This window comes from Acinetobacter sp. LipI_15 (assembly GCF_058242865.1).
In genome coordinates this window covers 2,622,981-2,642,585 of sequence record NZ_JBZAYN010000001.1, presented here as the reverse complement: position 1 = coordinate 2,642,585, position 19,605 = coordinate 2,622,981, and the positions used below count along the sequence as shown (strand labels likewise).

The 19,605-nt window shown below is 39.6% G+C and carries 16 protein-coding genes; 11 read left to right on the top strand and 5 right to left on the bottom strand.

Translation table 11 applies throughout. The annotated features are described in order from the left end of the window. The 5 genes from AC4CU0_RS12515 to AC4CU0_RS12495 form a co-directional block, all read right to left on the bottom strand. Entirely contained in the window at positions 1–1,353 is a 1,353-nt protein-coding gene (locus AC4CU0_RS12515; protein WP_180021027.1) for a MacA family efflux pump subunit, read from the bottom strand. A 144-nt stretch (positions 1,354–1,497) separates the two neighbouring features. Further along, complete coding sequence (holA, locus tag AC4CU0_RS12510; protein WP_490743240.1) at positions 1,498–2,484, bottom strand: DNA polymerase III subunit delta; 987 nt, start codon at positions 2,482–2,484, stop codon at positions 1,498–1,500. 9 nt (positions 2,485–2,493) lie between these two features. Further along, the gene (locus AC4CU0_RS12505; RefSeq protein ID WP_078192675.1) at positions 2,494–3,027 is read right to left on the bottom strand and encodes an LPS-assembly lipoprotein LptE; all 534 of its coding nucleotides are present in this window, start codon (positions 3,025–3,027) and stop codon (positions 2,494–2,496) included. Between the two features lie 206 nt (positions 3,028–3,233). Further along, positions 3,234–5,855: a leucine--tRNA ligase gene (gene leuS / locus AC4CU0_RS12500; protein WP_490743238.1), complete on the bottom strand. Its 2,622-nt coding sequence runs from the start codon at positions 5,853–5,855 to the stop codon at positions 3,234–3,236. 127 nt (positions 5,856–5,982) lie between these two features. Continuing rightward, a complete protein-coding gene (locus tag AC4CU0_RS12495; RefSeq protein WP_249708160.1) occupies positions 5,983–6,324 on the bottom strand; it encodes a DUF4124 domain-containing protein in 342 nt (113 codons plus the stop codon). Between the two features lie 699 nt (positions 6,325–7,023). Here AC4CU0_RS12495 and AC4CU0_RS12490 point away from each other — a divergent pair. The 11 genes from AC4CU0_RS12490 (at position 7,024) to AC4CU0_RS12440 (ending at position 19,580) form a co-directional block, all read left to right on the top strand. Beyond that, on the top strand, positions 7,024–8,751 hold the full coding sequence (locus tag AC4CU0_RS12490; RefSeq protein WP_168378448.1) for an acetolactate synthase 3 large subunit: 1,728 nt from the start codon (positions 7,024–7,026) through the stop codon (positions 8,749–8,751). Then, a complete protein-coding gene (gene ilvN / locus AC4CU0_RS12485) occupies positions 8,748–9,239 on the top strand; it encodes an acetolactate synthase small subunit (protein WP_078189625.1) in 492 nt (163 codons plus the stop codon). Before AC4CU0_RS12490 ends, ilvN begins: the two co-directional genes overlap by 4 nt. Positions 9,240–9,348: 109 nt before the next feature. Beyond that, entirely contained in the window at positions 9,349–10,365 is a 1,017-nt protein-coding gene (ilvC, locus tag AC4CU0_RS12480; protein ID WP_078192867.1) for a ketol-acid reductoisomerase, read from the top strand. Between the two features lie 604 nt (positions 10,366–10,969). After that, positions 10,970–11,158, top strand: coding sequence for a hypothetical protein (locus AC4CU0_RS12475; protein WP_257220830.1), 189 nt, complete (start codon positions 10,970–10,972; stop codon positions 11,156–11,158). Positions 11,159–11,206: 48 nt separating this feature from the next. Beyond that, the gene (locus AC4CU0_RS12470) at positions 11,207–11,602 is read left to right on the top strand and encodes a hypothetical protein (RefSeq protein WP_490743236.1); all 396 of its coding nucleotides are present in this window, start codon (positions 11,207–11,209) and stop codon (positions 11,600–11,602) included. Between the two features lie 311 nt (positions 11,603–11,913). After that, on the top strand, positions 11,914–12,738 hold the full coding sequence (locus AC4CU0_RS12465; protein ID WP_490743235.1) for an XAC2610-related protein: 825 nt from the start codon (positions 11,914–11,916) through the stop codon (positions 12,736–12,738). 837 nt (positions 12,739–13,575) lie between these two features. Then, entirely contained in the window at positions 13,576–14,076 is a 501-nt protein-coding gene (locus AC4CU0_RS12460) for a hypothetical protein (RefSeq protein ID WP_180084670.1), read from the top strand. A 92-nt stretch (positions 14,077–14,168) separates the two neighbouring features. Then, entirely contained in the window at positions 14,169–14,897 is a 729-nt protein-coding gene (locus AC4CU0_RS12455; protein WP_180005391.1) for a fimbrial biogenesis chaperone, read from the top strand. Between the two features lie 5 nt (positions 14,898–14,902). Beyond that, positions 14,903–17,212, top strand: coding sequence for a fimbria/pilus outer membrane usher protein (locus tag AC4CU0_RS12450; protein ID WP_490743234.1), 2,310 nt, complete (start codon positions 14,903–14,905; stop codon positions 17,210–17,212). A gap of 13 nt (positions 17,213–17,225) precedes the next feature. Then, entirely contained in the window at positions 17,226–17,636 is a 411-nt protein-coding gene (locus AC4CU0_RS12445; protein ID WP_078189619.1) for a hypothetical protein, read from the top strand. Between the two features lie 369 nt (positions 17,637–18,005). Continuing rightward, positions 18,006–19,580 (top strand): 7TM diverse intracellular signaling domain-containing protein, encoded by a 1,575-nt coding sequence (locus tag AC4CU0_RS12440; RefSeq protein WP_168378454.1) that lies wholly within the window; start codon positions 18,006–18,008, stop codon positions 19,578–19,580. Positions 19,581–19,605 lie beyond the last annotated feature (25 nt).

The following is a 19,605-nucleotide window of genomic DNA, read 5'->3' as shown; positions in this document are numbered from 1 at the left end:
TTACATTCTCATTGGGCCGCCAGCACCACCACGGTTGCTGCGTTTCGCTGAATCATTAGAGGTATCTGAACCGTCGGCAATCACGACTTTGTCACCCTGTTTTAAGCCACGGATCACTTGTGCGGTCACACGGTTATTTAAACCGAGTAATACCTGTTGTGGTTGAGCTGAACCATCGGCTTGTAGTACACGAACCATCGCAACGCTGGCTTTACCTTGTTTGACCAATGTTTTTTCAGCTTCAGTCAGTTCTAAACGTTTAGGACGGTTTGGATTATCTTTATTCGATTTAGCTTCTGCGATGGCTTTTTTATCAGTAGATTCACCATTTGCAGATGCATTATTACGGCTACGTTGTGGACGGTTCGAGGTTTGAACGGCTGCGGCAGGTACAGTCAAGACATTCTTGGCTTCATCTAAAATGATATACACCTGAGCAGTCATATCAATACGCAATTTACCGTCTTCATTTGGGACATCAAATAACGCATTGTAGTAAACCGCAGTACTTGAAGACGAAGAGGTGTTGTTGTTACTTTCGGTGTTAATTGAGTTTGGCGCAGGTTCAACTTGGCGCAGGGTAGCATAGTGTTTTGTTTCACTGTCGCCCAAGGTTGTAAAATAGACGTTTTGACCTTCTTGGACTTTCATCACATCAGCTTCAGAAATTTCAGCTTTAATGGTCATGGTGTCGAGTTTTGCCAATTTCACAATGGTTGGCGCACTTTGGTTGGCGTTTACGGTTTGACCTTCTTCAGTCACAATCGCCACGATGGTTCCATCCATAGGTGCAACAATTTGTGTATAGCCTAAGTCTTCTTTTGCAGTCGCTAAAGTTAAACGTGATTGTTCGATTTGTGCATTAATGGCTGCAATATCAGCTTGCGCAGTTTTATAACTTGCTAGCGCAGATTCAAGTTCTGCACGACTAGTCGCGTCTTGAGCGTACATTGCTTGTTGACGATTATATTCAGCTTGGACTTTTGCAAGATTTGCTTGTTTAACTGCCAATTGCGCTTGTTGGTTTTTGATGCTGGCTTCTGCAGTTTTTAAATCATTTTCCTGACGTACAGAGTCAATACGGGCAATCAGCTGACCTTGTTTCACTTCATCACCGAGTTGCACATACATCTTTTTCACCTGACCAGAAACCTGTGCACCAACACTCACCATTTTGGTTGCTTCAAGTACACCTGTTGCAAGTACAGAGTTTTCAATGTCACCACGACTCACTTCAGCAGTAATATATTGCGGCTGAGTTTCTTTAGGTTTTAGGAAATGCCATGCAGTGACAGCGATTGCCAAAGCAACGATGATGGCTACGATCAATTTTGCTGGTTTTATTTTTGGCATGATTGGCAGTTAAAAGTTTAGAAAGATGATTGAATTATAAGATTTAAATACGGATAAATTGTGAATATTTTGAACAAATGTAAATGAGAATTATTCGTTTAGCTATTTTTTAGCATCCAGCGCTGAAAATACCGAAGATACATTTTAATAAAATAATTTTCGACCACACAAGCTGGCAATCGCTTGTTGCACTAAATGCTCAGGGTTTTCATGTCCCAAACCTTTGATCGAGGCATCTAAACGTAACAGTAGGGCAGGCCAAGTCAAAAACTCATTGGCATTTAAACGGCGTAAAGCTTGTTGATACAGCCCGACTTTGGTTTTCCAGATACCAATTTGTAAGGCATTTTGTGGTTGCTCAAACAGTTGCATAAGCAAGCGCATTTCCTTGCTGATACTCCATAAAATGAGTGACATTGGCTCACCAGAGGCAATCAAATATTGAAAAATTTTAATTGATTGCGCCAAATTGCCTTGCAGCATTGCATCATTTAAATCATAGGTGGTGTAGCGTGACTGATCTTGTAAGCAGGAGTACAGATGATCAATCTGAATCATTTCAGCTTCAGGAAAAGTATCTGCGACACGCATTAAACTATTTTTTGCAGCCAGCAAATTATGCTCATGATGTTGTTCTAGCCATTGCCAAGCATCATTGGCGAGTTGAATACCGAGCTTTTGCGCCTCGGTGGCTAAGATTTGCTGACGATCTTTAGGATAGTTTGCAGTCAGTGCAACATTGACCCCATTGGCATCAATGGTTTGGAAGAAACTGGTCTTTAAACTCGCACTGTCTTGCTTCGGCATGACCACGAGCAGCAAGTTGCTTTCATTTTGCTGCAAATAGCTTTTTAACAGTTTTAGCCCATTGGCATCGGGTTTAATGCTGCCATGTGCCTCAATTGCCAGTTGACTGGAAAATAATGACAAACTATTTAACGCATTAAAGACATTTTTCCAATCGGACGCAGAGCTAATGTCATAACGTTGACGCTCGATTTCTCGAGCGTTCCAACTCTTACGAAATGCATCCAGGAGATTTTGTTCAAGTAAAGGCTCTTGACCATGCAGCACCCAGGCACCTTGCGCTTCATCTACACGTTTTAATGCCTGAAGATAGTCAAGTTTCATGGATGGTTCTTACTCAGCTTTGGTCGGTGCAGTTAGTGGATTCGCTTTTGGTAAGCGGTTTGATGAAATTTGGCGCACGATCTGTTGTGCAATGTCATCAATAATCACTTGTTTTAAATATTTTTCTTCTTGGTCATCAGTGTTGACGGTTGCAACGTCATATTGGTAGCTACGTGTTGCCATCAATGTACGTGGTTCAGTCACAGGGTTGCCTTGAGCATCTTCAATTTGGAACGTCACATTCAAGCGCAGTAAAGTTTCAACCAATTTACCATTGAGTTCTAAACGTCGCGGAGTGTAATCCAACACATGTAAGACATAGGCATTTTGATTATTGCTCAATTGCACGCCTGCAGAACCTAAATAAATCGCTAACTTTTCATGTAAGTCATCCGTATCTTCAGGAAGTGCCAATCGCATATTGGAATAGGCCACAGGTACAGCAGCAGGGTTGGTGCCTTTTAAATGAAAACCACAACCGACCATGCCTGCGCTCAGGCCCATAGTTAATACAATTGCAGCAACACGTTGAACCAAGTGCATAAAGTGTCCTCTGTTTCCCGAAGGGATAATGTTGAAATCCTGTGTGGATTGTAAAGTCAAAGCCCGTTGACTCGCAACGGGCTTTGTTTGGGAATTGTGAAATCCTTTTGTTCCCTCTCCTCATAGGAGAGGGTTAGGGAGAGGTGAGTTTTATTAATTACCCTCATCCCAACCTTCTCCCAAAGGGAGAAGGAAATATAAGGAATTTAAACCACCAAGTTCACTAATTTATTCGGCACCACAATTTCTTTCTTGGTTGGACCAGTCAAGAATTGCTGAACTTCAGGTAATGCTTTTGCTTGTGCCAAAATGTCATCTTTAGAGGCATCGACAGACACTTCTAATTTGCCACGAAGTTTACCGTTCACTTGCACTACAATCGTTTGTGTATTGCGAGTCAGCGCAGATTCATCTACCGCAGGGAAGCGTGCTGATGTTAATTCGATACCAAACTCAGCCAATAAGGTTTGGCTTAAATGTGGTGCAAACGGAGCAAGTAAAGTTAGAAGGGTTGTGATTGATTCACGTGCAACGGCAACGTCGTTATCATCTTTTGCTTCAAACTTATTGTTGGCATTCAAAAGTTCCATCATCGCAGCAATGGCGGTGTTGAAGGCATGACGACGTGCAATGTCATCACCCACTTTTTGAATGGTTTCGTGTGTTTTACGACGCAAGTCTTGTGCAGCGGTAGATAGTGCCGCTTTGTCGATGTTTGCAGCAGAGTTGCCTTGTTCAAGGAAACCAGTTGCTAGGCGCCATACACGTTTTAAGAAACGGTTTGCGCCTTCAACACCAGCGTCAGACCATTCTAGTGATTGATCTGGTGGAGCCGCGAACATCATGAATACACGTGCAGTATCTGCGCCGTATTGGTCAATAATCGCTTGCGGGTCGATACCGTTATTTTTCGATTTCGACATTTTTTCTTGACCACCCACCACGACGTCTTGACCATCACCTTGATATTTCGCAGAAATGATACGGCCTTTTTCATCACGTTCTAAGTCGATGTCGGCAGGGTTAAACCATGTTTTCTTACCTGACTCAGATTCACGGTAGTAAGTATCTGCAAGCACCATACCTTGAGTGAGCAAGTTAGTGAACGGCTCATTACCTTGTACCACGCCTTCGTCACGCATCAATTTGTGGAAGAAACGTGCATAAAGTAAATGCAGAATCGCGTGTTCAACACCACCGATGTATTGGTTCACAGGTAACCAAGTTTGACCCGCTTCAGGTTTCACCATACCGTCAGTGAAATCTGGAGATGCATAGCGTGCATAGTACCAAGATGATTCTACAAAGGTATCCAAAGTATCTGTTTCACGACGAGCATCGCCACCACAGCATGGGCAAGTGGTTTCATAGAACTCAGGCATTTTGTTGAGTGGATTGCCTGAACCGTCTGGAACCACGTCCGTTGGCAATACAACTGGAAGTTGTTCTTCAGGTACTGGAACCTGACCACATTTTTCACAGTTGATCATAGGAATTGGACAACCCCAATAACGCTGACGAGAAACACCCCAGTCACGTAAACGGAATTGAACTTTTACATTTGCAAGCTTTTGAGGCTCAAGTTTTGCAAGGAATGCATCGAATGCGCCTTGGAAATCTAAACCATCAAATTCGCCTGAATTCACCAGTTTGCCTTCTTTAGAACCGTACCATTCCTGCCAAGTGGTTGCGTCAAAGGCTGCATCGTCTGCACCTTTGGCATCAATCACTTGCTTGATGGTTAAGCCATATTTGTTGGCAAATTCGAAGTCACGTTCATCGTGTGAAGGCACTGCCATCACCGCGCCTGAACCGTAAGACATCAAGACGTAGTTCGCGATCCAAACAGGAACTTCTTCACCTGTAACTGGGTGCTTCACAGAAAGACCAGTTGCCATGCCTTTCTTTTCAGCCGTCGCAAGATCGGCTTCTGCAACAGAACCCATACGGCATTCTTCGATAAATGCAGCAAGCTCAGGATTGCTTTCTGCCGCTTTAAGCGCCATTGGATGCTCTGCTGCAACCGCAACATAAGTCACACCCATGAGTGTGTCAGCACGAGTTGTAAATACAGTTAAACCATCTGCATAAACGTCAGGATTCGCTGAAGGGAAGGTAATTTCCATACCCTGTGAGCGACCAATCCAGTTACGTTGCATGGTTAAAACTTGCTGTGGCCAGCCGTCTTTTAATGTTTCTAAATCGTCAAGTAATTCTTGCGCATAGTCAGTGATGCGGAAGTAGTACATTGGAATATCACGTTTTTCGACCAATGCACCAGAACGCCAGCCACGACCATTTTCAACTTGTTCGTTTGCTAAAACAGTTTGGTCTACAGGGTCCCAGTTCACTGTTGAAAGCTTACGGTAAATTAAACCTTTTTTATAAAGCTGAACGAATAACCATTGTTCCCAACGGTAATATTCAGGTGTGCAAGTTGCAAATTCACGATCCCAATCTACAGAAAGACCTAACTTTTTAAGCTGATTACGCATGTAATCAATGTTTTCAAAAGTCCATTTTGCAGGAGCGACTTGATGGGCAATTGCAGCATTTTCAGCAGGTAGACCGAAAGCATCCCAACCCATTGGTTGTAGCACAGTTTCACCTTGTAAGCGGTGGAAACGGCTGATCACGTCACCAATTGTATAGTTACGCACATGACCCATATGCAGTTTGCCACTTGGATAAGGGAACATAGAGAGGATATAACGACGTGGTCCTTCTACTTGGTCGGCAACTTTGAAGGCTTTGCGATTTTCCCAGTCTTGTTGGACTGTAGGTTCAATCGCACTGGCTTGATATTCAGGGTCAATGTGAGTAGTCATAAACGTAAATAGAAATAACGGTTAAAAAGTTTGTGCTACAGCATAGCGCAAAATACGCCTAGAGTGAATTTTGCGATGCTGTGTAGATGTAAATAATTTAAGTCAAAATTGAAGGCTTTGGCGTAAATTATTGTGGTGCGGAGGCTACGGCTTGACCTTGGCGGAGCGCTGCATTGGCTTCGCGTTGTTGTTCCGCTAGCTGCTCATTTTGTTCATTCGACTGTTCGGCTTCACGTGAAACCTCTTCTTGGTTTTTTGCTGGAGTTGATTGCGTAGTCGTTGTTGCACCATAGGTATTCACTTTACCTTTACGCTGCGCATTTTTTGGCGGTGGCGTGGTGGTGTAATGCGTTGAACCTTTTGCATCCACCCACTTGTAATATTCTTTCGCTGAAAGGTCCAAACTGGTCAGGCAAAATGCCATGCTAGATAAAATACAGGCAGTGCGAGCAATCGTCGTCTTCATCATAAATTCAGTCCCAAAGTTAGAGTGATCATGCAAAATTATGCTGAAAATTTTGCGCTTTTTTGACAGCAGAATCTATGCATTTTTTAGCACAAAGGATAAAAGGGACATCGCGTGGGATGAATAACTTTGTGAATGATGAATTGGGGGATTTATAAGCAATAAAAATATTGGATTCTTATCATTTAACCTATGCAGCAACTTCAATGTAAAGCAATTGAATTAAAAACATACATCCATTCATTTAATTTATTTATTAGATTTATAAAAGTATTTTATTAAATACATGCTAACTGGTTATAAATAAACAAACTACAAAGAATACGAAGAAAGAGAGGGTGCTTAAAAAACAAACGGTCTGTAAGTAATCAGAAAAAAGCCGATTTTTAAACTTGACTTTAATGGTTGAAACTACAAAAATGCTGTCTTTAGTTTTATATGCCTTAGATCGATCACCCTTCGAATGAGTGCATTTTAGCAATGGACTTCTTCTCTAGCCGAGACGTTGAACAAAGCCAACAAAATATGTTTATCCCAACATGTTTTAGACCCCATATTGCTCAAACAGCAAGCAGGTCAGATTTTTTTCTTATTGCTATGAAAACTATGAAATTTGTGTGCTATAACAGAGCACACAGTTAATGAATTAACCACGACAAATGCCCTCCATTTGTGCGTGAAAAAAGATTAGGGTGAATCACGTTGGAACTTTTATCTGGTGGTGAAATGCTCGTACGCGCTTTAGCGGACGAAGGCGTTGAACATGTTTTTGGATACCCAGGCGGCGCAGTACTGCATATTTATGATGCGCTATTTCAACAAGAAAAAATCAATCATTACCTAGTGCGCCACGAGCAAGCTGCTGGTCATATGGCTGATGCTTACTCACGTGTCACAGGTAAAACAGGTGTCGTACTGGTGACATCTGGTCCGGGTGCAACAAATACCGTAACTCCAATTGCAACTGCCTATATGGACTCAATCCCAATGGTGATTTTGTCAGGTCAGGTTGCAAGCCATCTTATCGGTGAGGATGCGTTCCAAGAAACGGATATGGTCGGTATTTCGCGCCCAATCGTAAAACACAGCTTCCAAGTACGTCATGCAAGCGAAATCCCTTCGATTATTAAGAAGGCATTTTATATCGCTTCAAGTGGTCGTCCGGGTCCTGTTGTCGTTGATATTCCAAAAGATGCAACGAATCCTGCAGAGAAATTTGCTTACGAATATCCTGAAAAAGTGAAAATGCGTTCGTATCAACCGCCGCATCGTGGTCACTCAGGTCAAATTCGTAAAGCAATTGATGAATTGATTCATGCTAAACGCCCAATTATTTATTCAGGCGGTGGTGTGGTTCAAGGCAACGCTTCTGCACAGTTGACAGAACTTGCACATTTATTGGGTTATCCAGTAACCAGTACTTTAATGGGTCTTGGTGCGTATCCGGGCAATGATGAACAATTCATCGGTATGTTGGGTATGCATGGTACTTACGAAGCCAATATGACTATGCACAATGCAGATGTGATTCTGTGTGTGGGCGCGCGCTTCGATGACCGTGTAACCAATAATCCAGCGAAATTCTGTCCAAATGCGAAAGTCATTCATATTGATATAGACCCAGCAACGATTTCAAAAACAATTATGGCGCACATCCCAATTGTGGGTGCAGTAGAGCCTGTATTGACTGAAATGTTGGCTCAATTAAAGCAATTGAATGTGTCTAAACCAAATCCAGAAGATATCGCGGCTTGGTGGAAACAAATCAATGAATGGCGTCAAGTTCATGGTTTGAACTATGACAAACCAACTGATGGTTCAATGAAGCCACAGCAAGTTGTTGAAGCGTTGGATAAAATTACCAATAGCCAAGCCATCATTACTTCAGACGTTGGTCAACACCAAATGTTTGGTGCGCTTTACTACAAATACACACGTCCACGTCAATGGATCAACTCAGGTGGTCTAGGAACCATGGGTGTAGGTTTGCCATATGCTATGGCAGCAAAACTTGCCTTCCCAGATCAACAAGTAGTGTGTATTACTGGCGAAGCATCGATTCAGATGTGTATCCAAGAACTATCTACATGTAAGCAATATGGCTTGAATGTAAAAATTCTATGCTTGAATAACCGTGCATTAGGTATGGTTAAGCAATGGCAAGACATGAACTACGAAGGTCGTCACTCAAGCTCGTATGTTGAGTCACTTCCAGACTTCCCTAAATTAATGGAGGCGTATGGTCATGTAGGTATTCAAATTGACCATGCAGATGAACTCGAGTCGAAGCTTGCTGAAGCGATGGCGATCAATGACAAGTGTGTGTTTATTAACGTGATGGTTGACCGTTCAGAGCATGTATATCCAATGTTGGTTGCTGGCCAGTCAATGAAAGATATGTGGTTAGGCAAAGGAGAGCGCACACAATGAGACATATTATCTCTGTACTTGTAGAAAACGAAGCAGGTGCGCTTTCACGTTTGGTAGGTTTATTCTCGCAGCGTGGTTATAACATTGAGACATTAAACGTAGCGCCAACAGAAGATCCGACGCTTTCGCGTTTGACTTTAACCACGTATGGCGATGAGCATAAAATTGAACAAATCACCAAACAACTCAACAAGCTTGTCGAAGTTGTTAAAGTTGTTGATTTGTCTGAAGGTGCTCATATTGAACGTGAATTGATGTTAATTAAAGTCAAAGCACTTGGTTCAGCGCGCGCAGAAATTAAACGTACTGCGGATATTTTCCGTGGACAAATCGTAGACGTAACACCAACGACATATACCATTCAAATCGCAGGTACAACTGAAAAGATAGATGGTTTTATTGATGCCTTAGCTGAAAATACAATTCTAGAAGTTGTACGTTCAGGTGTTTCAGGTATTGCACGTGGTGAAAAAGTTTTAACTATCTAATTTTATATATTCACCTCACTCCTATGGGTGAGGTACTTGAAACGTGAATAATCAAACAGAATCACGGTATCAAGTTAAAGGAAACGAAAGCATTTTAGCGGAGACAGCAATGCAAATTTTTTACGATAAAGACACAGACTTATCTATCATCCAAGGCAAAAAAGTAGCAATCATTGGTTATGGTTCACAAGGCCATGCTCATGCGCTTAACCTTAAAGATTCAGGCGTTGACGTAACTGTAGGTCTACGCGCTGGTTCTACTTCTTGGAAAAAAGCTGAAAATGCTGGTCTTAAAGTTTCAGAAGTTCCTGCTGCTGTAGCTCAAGCTGACTTAGTTATGATTTTGACTCCAGATGAGTTCCAATCACAACTTTACCGTGACGTAATTGAGCCAAACATCAAGCAAGGTGCAACGCTAGCATTTGCTCATGGTTTCTCTGTTCTTTATAACCAAGTTGTTCCACGTGCTGACCTTGACGTAATCATGGTTGCTCCAAAAGCGCCAGGTCATACTGTACGTTCAGAATTCCAACGTGGTTCAGGTGTACCTGATCTTATCGCTGTTCACCAAGATGCTTCTGGTAATGCACGTAACGTTGCGCTTTCTTACGCTTCAGGTGTTGGTGGTGGCCGTACTGGTATTATCGAAACTTCATTCCGTGAAGAAACTGAAACTGACCTTTTCGGTGAGCAAGCAGTTCTTTGTGGTGGTGCTGTTGAATTGGTTAAAATGGGCTTCGAAACTCTTGTTGAAGCTGGTTATGCACCAGAAATGGCTTACTTCGAATGTCTACACGAACTTAAATTGATCGTTGACTTAATGTTCGAAGGCGGTATCGCGGACATGAACTACTCAGTATCAAACAATGCTGAATATGGCGAATACGTAACTGGTGTTGAAGTAATCAACGAACAGTCTCGTGAAGCTATGCGTAATGCGCTTAAACGTATTCAATCTGGTGAATACGCGAAGATGTTCATCCAAGAAGGTGCGTTGAACTATCCTTCTATGACTGCTCGTCGTCGTCAAAACGCGGCGCATGGTATCGAAGTAACTGGTAACAAGTTACGTGCGATGATGCCTTGGATCCAAGCGAACAAAATCGTTGATAAAGAGAAAAACTAATTTCTTGAATCAATTGATTTGAATACGAAGACCCACTCATTTTGAGTGGGTTTTTTAATATCTAAAGTTACGTGCCTTAAAAATAGAAAAGCATGCTTTTCTATTTTTACGTACCTTGGATCCAAGCGAACAAAATCGTAGACAAAGAAAAGAACGAAGTTCTGATATCTAAGTCAAAAAGCCCTTGTTTTTAACAGGGGCTTTTTTATCCCTTATAAAAGACGGCATCAAGGCTACGAGCCTCAAATGATGTAAGCGATACTTTTATCATTTTCGCGCCTTGGATCCAAGCAAACAAAATCGTTGATAAAGAGAAAAACTAATTTCTTGAATCAATTGATTTGAATACGAAGACCCACTCATTTTGAGTGGGTTTTTTAATATTTAAAGTTACGTGCCTTAAAAATAAAAAAGTAGTGCTTTCATTCCTTACGCGTCACTCAGAACAGTGTGCTGCCTCGTTGTACTTCGTACAAAACAATGTTTTGTACTCGTTCATACTTTGGATCCAATCGAACAAAATCGTAAGCAAAGAAAAGAATTTATTTAATTATCTTTTGAGTTTTATGATACAAGGAACCCAATATTAGCGTGGGTTAGAATAATGATTTTATATAAATATGTGAGTTTTGAAGCTGCTTTAACGATTTTGAAAACAAAATCTCTAGGTTTTTCACATTTAGAAGATTTTAATGACCCATTTGAATGCACTGGTTTTGGTTTTTATGATTTGGATGTACCGACATCGGTAGCAGTAGGGCATTCCGAAATCAGTTTTCTAGAAAATATGTGATTTTAAGTTTGACTAGAACTGCTTTAAATCTACTCATCTGGCCACATTATGGGGATAGTTAAAAAAGGTGTCGTGATCGGAATAGACACATGCAAAGCAGGCCTTGAAGATGGTGATCAATTTATTATTCCTTCAACAAAAGGGGAGTTGGGATATTTAAAAACAGCGCCGAAGCAGGCCAATGTGGCAAGTGTTGAAAAATTAATGTCTGTAGGAAATTCAAATATTTTAAATTGGGATAATGAAGAAGTTTTAATAAAGCATGGTTTGCTTTATAAAATGCAGGAATGGGCATACGAAGAGGAAGTACGTATTGTAAAGAATATTAGCGATGCTCAATTCGGGTATCACTTTTCTACAAAAACACATGCATATATCAATGACCAACTTTGGCAAAGAGTCCCAATTGCAAACGTGTCCAATTTATACGTTAAAATTGCCTGAAGAAGCCTTTTTTGAAGTATATGTTGGGAAAAATGCATATATTGATCTTAGAAGAAAGCAAGAGCTTGTGAAGCCAGTAATTGATCATAAGAGATCAGTGTGAATTGCTGAAAGATCTATGTGTTGAATCTAATATTGGTTTGAAATGTATTTCATTAGATTTGGAAACATGGGCTTTAAAAGCGACTCCAATTTAATCTGATAGTTTGAGTCGTAGGTAGTTTCAAAACTCCTATATTTGTGTCATCTGTGTTGAATTTAGGTTGTGATAGAGTAGGCATTATTCATGCTGCATGGAGTGTGTAATTGCAATGAAAATATCAAAACTCTCTCTTTTACTCGCTCTTTGTCTACCTGTGGTGAGTTTTGCACAAGATGCAGATATAACACTGTCTGAGTTAAAGCCTTTACCTGATGTTCGCATATCCATGCAGCGGATGCTTCGCTCGACTGAAGGGCGCTATTTCTTAGATTTGTATGCTGGAATATGGAATCCGCACGGGACTCTGACTGATCTGCAAGAGCCCAAACAAATTAACTTTAAAGGGACTCAAAAAGCAGATTTTATAGATCTGAATTCAGTCAATGTTGGGACTGAACAAAATGCGGCAACAGCTTATCGATTGGCAGGAACATTGAATGCAAATACAGGCTCGTTTAAAGCTGAGCTGACGGAACAAACGGCACCACCATCTACAAGTTATCTACAGTTTGAGCCTGCGTTTAAAGCTGTAGATAAACCTATCCTACTGTTTAAGTTTTATGGGGTGCAATCCGCAGACCAACCTTATGGTAAGTCTCTAAAGCGCGTAGATGTGATTAATAAATCAAATGGCAAAGTCTTGCAGTCATTACAAGGCTTTAATGCCTTTGGGAATAGTATGGGATTCCTAGATGTAAACTTTGATGGATACTATGATGTGGTACTCTCAGATACCTCTGAAGGTCGAAAAATAGAAGATAAGCGATTTATTTATTGGATGTACAATCCTAAAATGAAAAATTTTCAACGCTCACCACAATTGGAAAAAATTGCTGGCTTCCCAAAATTAAAAGGAGAGTTGCAGCAGATCGACTTTGGATCAGGTCAAATCTTTCGAGTCGATCAAGGATTGCTTTATCCAGTCAGTGAGTAAGTTAAATTTTTTAAAAAGCCTCATAACTTGGGGCTTTTTTTTATTTATAGAATTTTCTAAAGAAGAATGTAGGCAGTTTTAAAAGAGGTAGTCAGTATTTTGAATAAAAAATCAAAGTAAAAAGTGCGTTGAAAGAGAGGGGCTGAATTTCAATATGCGTGATAATTCATGTAATAAATGAGATTCTAAAAATTTGAAAAACAAAAATTTGAAATTTAAAGAAAGAAAATATGATTTACAAAAGCTTAACATTGGAAACTAAGACGTGTTTCAAAACCTGTAATTTAATACAAAGGTTCAGTATTTGGTGACGTAATTCTTGTATTGTGTTTCAAAAGACATACCTGAAAGTGGTGATTATACATTTGAGATTCTATTTAAAATTTAAATTTAATCGGTCTTTACTATTAGTATAGTTGAATATTCACGTAGTATTGGTTTGTTTGAAAATTATTTTGAACTATTTCACAAATATTTGGTGAAATATGTAACAGCCTATATTATTTTTAATGTTACTAAATTTAATAAAAACAATAAGATATATTATACCAAAAAATAGGGATATGAAAAAAATCCCCAAAATTTGGGATAAAGAGAAAAATTAAATAAAAATATAAAAATTAAAAATATTTAATATATTACAGCCACATAATTTAAATATTCGTAAAAAATAATATTACATGAATATTTGTGTGAATATTCCACATTAGGTTCTTTTTTTCTCCACATGATTAAGAATGAATCAGCACCTAGGGAAAGTAAGATTAATTAGTTTTTCTTAACAAATATCCTTTGATGCACATACTAATAAATCTCATATGAGAATGGAGAAGTGAAATGTCTACATCTAAAATTTTAACCGCAGTACTATCTGCAACATTGTTCGTAGCACTTCCAGCAACATCTGCAATCGCTGGTGGTAAAAAAGAATCTAAACAATGTGGCGGTGCGCCGTGTGAAGGCGAAATCGACATCGAGTTACAGATTCTTAAAGCATGTGAGCTTTTGGTAGGTAAAGACATCAAACTCGTTGAAGACAGTTATACGGGTGCTAGTGGCTTTACAGTTACAACTAACACTCCATATACATTAAATCTATCTACGCTAAACGCGGGTTCAAGTGCAGATACTTTTGTAAAACATGAAACCACTAGTGATAAAGTATTTACAAAAATCACGACTTCAAAAGGTGGTGTGAATTATCCAATCGGTTCTACACCTGTAGCTGGTATGAGCGTTGATAACTTTGCTGTATCTGTAGCTCCAAAAAATACAATTTCAGGTACTCAACGTGCTGGTACATACAAAGATACTTTATATATCAAAGTAGCTTACTAATCCAAATTTAGGGAGTTGATTCTACACAGTTAGGGTCAACTTCTTTTTATTTTTGAATTGATAATAATATTTAAATGTACTGGGGTGGGTATATGAAAAGTTTATTCAAAGTCGTTTCATTTAGTTTAATGACTTGCTTATTGAGTCCTCAAATATTTGCAGGTATTTCAATTAGCCCTGTGCAGTTATATTTAACCGATAAATCTAAACAACGCAGTGCGACATTTACTTTGGAGTCGAAAGGGGATGATGAGACACCACGTATTTTTGAGGCTCAAGCATTTAAATGGACTCAAAATGCCGCAGGGGAAGATGTTCTTTCACCTGAATCCAATATTATTATCAATCCGAAGAACTTTATTTTAAAACCAAATTCAAAACAAATGGTTCGTGTGGGTTTTACTCAATCTGTAGAAAGTATGAACCTACAACAAGAAGAAGCATGGCGTATTCTTTATACTGAGCTACCTCAAGTGACGAACTCTGAATCGAAAATTGCACTGTTATTAAGTATTAATGTGCCATTTTTTGTCGGCAAACAAGAACCCGCTTATTTGAAATTTATTGCTAAAAAATCGAATGGTCGCACCATTATTCAGGTTGAAAATTTAGCAAAATCACACATTCAAATCCAAAAACTTTATGTCATCGATAAAAGCAAGAAAACAGTCGCTGAATCTTCCGATATGAAATATTTATTGGCATTAGGTAAAAACCAATACGACATCGGGAGTGTTTCTTTACAAGGCGCTAGTAATTATAAAGTCGTTGTGGAAACAGATAAAGGTGACACTCCTTTGGAGTTTAATTTAGTTGAGTAGTGGCTATGAATAGAATTACATTGCTTCTATATTGTATTTTATGTGCTAATTCTGCTCATGCAGAAGCTGTTGATATGCCTGATGATTTATTTCCAACCAGTATTTGGGTAAACGAAGTAGACCGCAAGAGCGAAGTATTATTACTGACTGAAAATAACAAGTTTTATATAGAGTGCGCAGATCTTGATAAGCTGCAAATTAAAGTAGAAATTCTGAAACGACATGCAATTAAAAATTCATTTTGTTTGGTAACGGATCAAGATATTCATTCTGGATTTGATCCTCAATTGCAAGCTATCAAAATTAATCTTCCATCAAAATATTTCTTTGGGCTAGAAACGGATGCCTTAATCAGTCAGCCGATGCCTGCAAATTTTGGTGCATTTCTCAATTATGAAATGCACTTTGAAAATAACACTCAACATAATAATTTTGGTGTACTGCCTGAACTTGGGGTGTTTAAAGACAATTGGATTTTAAGAAATAATGCCTTTTATCGAAATAATAAAGGGGATGATTATCGTGAAGAAAAATTTGTAAGGTTAAATAGTAGTCTTGAGTTTGATTTCTCCAAAAATGCGACCAAGCTGATTATTGGTGATACGACCTCTGCCTATAGCGCATTAATTCATGGTGTGCGATTTGGTGGTTTGAGTTTTGGTACAGACTATACGTCACGTCCAGATTTTGTGTATTGGAATATTCCAAGTCTAAAAGGTAGTGCTGTTTTACCTTCGACTGTTGATTTATATATTGATGGCGTAAATATTTATCAGAAAAAGATTTCACCTGGAGATTATAACCTACAAACAGGTGCCAATATTGAAAGTGCTGGTACAGCGCAAATGGTTGTACAAGATGTATTGGGGAATACCACTGTTCGAAGTTTTCCGGTGTTAATTAGCAGTAAATTGCTCAAAGAAAATTTAAATGATTACAACATATCATTAGGGAAACTACGCTTCAGTTATGACGAAGAAAATAGCGATTATCGCGATTTTTTCAGTTCAGCCTATTGGCGTAGAGGTGTCACCAGTCGTACCACGTTGGGTGCAAGTGCTACCTATAGTGACAAAGTAAAAAATGCAGGACTGCTATGGACGCAAGCGGTCAATCGATGGTTTGTTTTAGACAGTATTTTTTTAGGCAGTAAAACCGATAATGACGATGGCTATTCTGCAGGTTTGGCTATCAGTCGTAATTTCGGGAAACTTAATTTTGGTGTGAGTTCACGCTACGCTACAAATGATTATCGGGCGTTAGGTTATGAAGATAATCATATTTTTCCAAAATTTGAAAATATGGCGTATTTGAGTTTTGCTAATTTTCCATTCTTTCAAAATTTAAATCTGAACTATATCGAACAAACCCAGTATGAATCTAATGATCCTTTATTTGAGTTAGAGGATCGCAAAATGCTCACTGTGGGTGTGAGTCGCGAAATTACACCGAATTTAATGTATACCGCCAACTATTTCCAAGAATTTGGAGATAGCGATGACTCAGGTGCCTTTATTACATTTTCTTATAATTTTGGTGGTGGTAAGCGTATTCAGGCTGATGCGGGTACCAATAAATCCGGCGGTGTCCGTTTCATTCAAAATGCATTCGGTGAATATGGTGCAAATTATGCGCTCGGTGTGGATTATCGTAATGATGAAACGGTATTAAATGCCTATGGTGGTTTGTCCACTGATGTTGGTGATTTAACCTTAAGTCATCTCTATAGTGAAAATGATTCAACAACACAGGTTGGCTACCGTGGCGCTATGGTGTGGTTGGGTGGTCAATACGCATTGACCAGTTTTGTCGATAATGCCTTTGCTTTAGTGAATGTTGGTGGTCGTGAAGATATTGATGTCATGCGTTCAATGTCTCCAGTCGCGAAAACCAATAAAAAAGGCTATGTCTTTGTACACGATATCGTTCCTTATATTAATTACGATATTTCATTTGATGAAAATCAATTACCGATCGAAAGCAAAGTTCCAAATGCTGCACATCGTTTAGTCGCATTAAGACAGCGTGGTTATAACATTAATTTTTCAGTATTTGATACACAACAAATATTGGTCAAAATATTGGATGAACAAGGTCATCAATTTGTTGCAGGAAGTGAAGTTGCAATTGATACCCCAGAAGCTGATGTTTATCCAGTGGGTTCAGATGGCACGGTAATGTTATATGGTTTGGTTGAAGGTTACTACAAGTTGACGGTGAGGACCAGTGGTGGTCGATCTTGCCAAACAGCATTAACAGTGCCGAAAAAGGTAGAAAACCAAACTCCTGAATTAATTACATTGCAGTGTAAATAAAGGAGTATTTCCAATGAAAAGTATTTTACTCATCTCAGCAGCGTTATTTAGTTCAATAACATTTGCTGCACCGAGTCGTTGTGAAATGGGACGAATCAGTGAAACCAATATGCGCTTGGCGAATTACTATAATAGTCAAGCGGCGAGTTCATTTAGTGTCGATTGTTCCGGTAAATACCGCATACGCTTTAATAGCCGTAATTTGCAGGATACTTCGGGCAGTAGTTTTGTGACGAATGGCCCGATTAAGCTCAAAACACGAATGACTGTTTCAGGTGCGATGGAAAATCTGTGGAATGTTTCTACAGAGCAAGGCGCTGGCAAAAATAACTATGTGATTGCTGTGCGTTTGGTGGAGCGAGTGAATGCAACGACACCTGCAGGAATCTACCGCGATACAGTCTTTGTAAATATGGTGTTTTGAGAGGCTTAGTGAGTGATTTTATTTCATGGTTAAGGTGATTATATGCAGAGTGCTAAGTTCATGTCGCTAGATTGAAGCTTGAGTATAGATATTAATGTGAGTCTCTAGCTTCAATCTAAGTAGCTCCATTCTCTGTTGCAAATATAAAGTTGGATGTGAATGTCTTGAGTATTCGAGATGTTAAAATATCGATATAGCGTTAAGAATAAATAATTCAGAAAAAGTTTTTCTTATTAGAGTTCATAGGTTTAATATGTGATCTTGTTTTTATTTTAGCCATTTTATTTCGGCTAACGGGGAAGGTCAGTATTGAATCGCTATCATTCAAATGCTCCAAGTTGCGCATGTCGGAAAAAAGGTTCGATGTGCTTGGCGTATTGCGTTCAAACACGTCTGACATTTTTAAATGTCCTCATTTCTCTAATTAAACCTTTAAAGCTGAAATTTACCGTTCTTTGTCTTGTATTTGGTGCAATTGGGCTAAGTCCACAAGCTATTGCCCAATCATGTCAGTCAAAATTAGTCAGTCAAGAAGTCGCTCAGGCGCAGATGCCAAGCGGAGAATTGACCGGGCATGAGCATTGGCAAACGATAGAAAAGTTACCAGATCGTTGGAAAGATCGTTGGGATAATTATTCTGGCACAGCTTGGTATCGCTTGAAATGGCAATACACGTGTCAAGATGCAGGCTCAGATCCGCTTTCTTTGATGGTGAGTTACATCAATATGGCAGGGCAAGTGTATTTGAATGGTCAGCTGTTTTGGCAGGATGATTCATTACAAGAGCCTTTGTCACGAAGTTGGAATATGCCTCGGCAATGGGTAATTCCACCCAACAGCCTAAAGCAAGGTCAGAATGAAGTGCTGATACGAGTGGTGGGCGTCAATGCACTGAATCCAGGGCTTGGTGAGGTTAGTTTAAACCGCTATCACGATAATACCAAAGTGTATGAAAAACATTGGTTGGCTATGCGAGGCTTGCATAGCTACACCACTATTTTTGAGTTTATCTTGGGGATCATTGCGGGGCTGGTTTGGCTGTTTCGACGCGAAGAGAACGCTTTTGGTTGGTATGCCATAACCAGTTTTCTTTGGGTGCTATACGTTGGGCAACTTTTAGCTACCGAGACGCTTTGGGGGCTATCAACGCTAGATTTCTATCGTTTGCATATCTTTATCTTTCTTTGTTTTACGACAGCGACTTGTCTCTATCCTTGGCGTTTTGCAGGACGAAAATTTCCACGTCTTGAAAAAGTCATGGGGATGACTGTTTTTGTATTGGGTTGCTTGATTTTTTTTACACCACAGTCTTTGGTACAACCTGTCTTAGATTTGAGTTTTATGGTGGGCTATGCTTGCTATATGCTGAATTGCCTGACATTTTCGTGGATTGCTTATAAATCAGGACAAGTTGAAGCCAAGTTGCTGGCAGGGATTATGTTGTTGATTTATGTCCCAATTGGTGCCCATGACGGTTGGCGCTTAATGATGAATGAAGGGGATTTGATTTCGGCATATGCTTCCCCGATAACAACCTTGGGTGTGGCGATTATTTTTGCACTACGCTTGACTAAAAGTGTGAGACGAATTGAAAAGTTTAATCAAACGTTGGCAACAACGGTCACTCAAGTAAAGGAAGAGTTGACGCATACCCTACAAAATCATTATCAGTTAGAAATGGAAAATACCCGCTTGCAAGAGCGTATTCAAATTGCACATGAGCTACATGATGGCTTAGGTGGCTCCTTGGTTCGTTCAATGGCATCGGTTGAGCAGAGTTCCAAAGATCTGACCAATTCGCAATTTTTATCGATGTTGAAAATTTTAAGAGATGATTTACGACATATCATTGATAGCGGTTCAAGTTTAGGCACCAAACTGCCTGAAACCCCATTGTTATGGATGGCACCCTTTAGGCACCGTTTTAATCAGTTATTTGATTAGCTCGATATACACGCTAAATGGTCAG

What these genes read in the sequence shown, in the direction of transcription:
- ilvN (WP_078189625.1), top strand. Translation starts at nt 8,748, where the DNA reads ATGAGACATATTATCTCTGTACTTGTAGAAAACGAAGCAGGTGCGCTT.
- AC4CU0_RS12450 (WP_490743234.1), top strand. Translation starts at nt 14,903, where the DNA reads ATGAATAGAATTACATTGCTTCTATATTGTATTTTATGTGCTAATTCT.
- AC4CU0_RS12460 (WP_180084670.1), top strand. Translation starts at nt 13,576, where the DNA reads ATGTCTACATCTAAAATTTTAACCGCAGTACTATCTGCAACATTGTTC.
- holA (WP_490743240.1), bottom strand. Translation starts at nt 2,484, where the DNA reads ATGAAACTTGACTATCTTCAGGCATTAAAACGTGTAGATGAAGCGCAA.
- ilvC (WP_078192867.1), top strand. Translation starts at nt 9,349, where the DNA reads ATGCAAATTTTTTACGATAAAGACACAGACTTATCTATCATCCAAGGC.
- leuS (WP_490743238.1), bottom strand. Translation starts at nt 5,855, where the DNA reads ATGACTACTCACATTGACCCTGAATATCAAGCCAGTGCGATTGAACCT.
- AC4CU0_RS12475 (WP_257220830.1), top strand. Translation starts at nt 10,970, where the DNA reads ATGATTTTATATAAATATGTGAGTTTTGAAGCTGCTTTAACGATTTTG.
- AC4CU0_RS12455 (WP_180005391.1), top strand. Translation starts at nt 14,169, where the DNA reads ATGAAAAGTTTATTCAAAGTCGTTTCATTTAGTTTAATGACTTGCTTA.
- AC4CU0_RS12495 (WP_249708160.1), bottom strand. Translation starts at nt 6,324, where the DNA reads ATGATGAAGACGACGATTGCTCGCACTGCCTGTATTTTATCTAGCATG.
- AC4CU0_RS12465 (WP_490743235.1), top strand. Translation starts at nt 11,914, where the DNA reads ATGAAAATATCAAAACTCTCTCTTTTACTCGCTCTTTGTCTACCTGTG.
- AC4CU0_RS12505 (WP_078192675.1), bottom strand. Translation starts at nt 3,027, where the DNA reads ATGCACTTGGTTCAACGTGTTGCTGCAATTGTATTAACTATGGGCCTG.
- AC4CU0_RS12445 (WP_078189619.1), top strand. Translation starts at nt 17,226, where the DNA reads ATGAAAAGTATTTTACTCATCTCAGCAGCGTTATTTAGTTCAATAACA.
- AC4CU0_RS12470 (WP_490743236.1), top strand. Translation starts at nt 11,207, where the DNA reads ATGGGGATAGTTAAAAAAGGTGTCGTGATCGGAATAGACACATGCAAA.
- AC4CU0_RS12515 (WP_180021027.1), bottom strand. Translation starts at nt 1,353, where the DNA reads ATGCCAAAAATAAAACCAGCAAAATTGATCGTAGCCATCATCGTTGCT.